The organism is Novosphingobium sp. HR1a (assembly GCF_015594425.1).
GTDB lineage: Bacteria > Pseudomonadota > Alphaproteobacteria > Sphingomonadales > Sphingomonadaceae > Novosphingobium > Novosphingobium resinovorum_A.
Genome location: NZ_JABXWS010000151.1, coordinates 1 through 940 on the forward strand (window position 1 = coordinate 1; position 940 = coordinate 940).

1 protein-coding gene is annotated in these 940 nt (G+C 60.2%); it reads left to right on the plus strand.

The window, feature by feature from the left end; translation table 11 throughout:
• A partial coding sequence (locus HWN72_RS30750) for a transposase (RefSeq protein ID WP_211152333.1) occupies positions 1 to 922 on the plus strand: 922 nt, incomplete at its 5' end.
• Positions 923 to 940: the final 18 nt, after the last annotated feature.

Consider the following 940-nt stretch of genomic DNA (forward strand, 5'->3'; position numbering starts at 1 on the left):
GTCATGGACCCGCCTGATCAAAGCGCTGCCAGTCTTGACGTTGCTCGCTCCTTCGGAACGATCGAACCGTCAACGCGGCTGTCGTCATAAATTGCTGACGGACTGGGCGCGGCAGGGCGCGCTACAGCTGTCTCGCTGGCTGCCGGGTCGGCGGATCATCTTCATTGGCGACAGCAGCTTTGCTGTCCACGAACTGGCACATGCAATTGTCCGCCGGGCCACACTCATCAGCCGACTGCGGCTCGATGCCAACTTGTTTGCACAGCCTGCGGGGCGAACGGCACGCACGATGGGGCGCCCCGCACAGAAAGGGCGAGCATTACCAAAACTCAAGACCCTGCTCGCCAACCCGGCGACACGCTGGACCAGCATTCTCGTCTCTGCCTGGTATGGCCATGCGGGCGGCAAGACGCTCGAGATCACATCTGACATCGCCCTATGGTACAGGCCCGGCACCCCGGTCTTGCCGGTCCGCTGGGTCCTGGTTCGCGATCCTGACGGAAAGCGCGACCCGCAGGCCTTCTTCAGTACCGACATCACCCTCGAGCCCGCCGAGATGATCGCCCTCTACGTCCGCCGATGGCAGATCGAGGTCACCTTTGCAGAAACCCGCGCTCACCTTGGTGTCGAAACACAGCGCCAGTGGACCGACAAAGCCATAGCGCGAACCACGCCGGCGCTGCTGGGTCTCTACAGCCTAATATCGCTATGGGCCTGCGATCTGTTGACCATTAAAAGCACCCCTTATTCCGCCGCCTGGTATCGAAAAACCAACCTGACATTCAGTGACGCCATCGGAGCTGTCCGTCTCCAACTCTGGGTCGGCGACATTAATCAACACTCCCCGCCGCACCCAGAACCGAACTATATTCCCACAACCCGCCTAAAACGTATGGCTCAGGCACTATGCTTCGCTACCTGATCGTACAAAGTCGAGCTT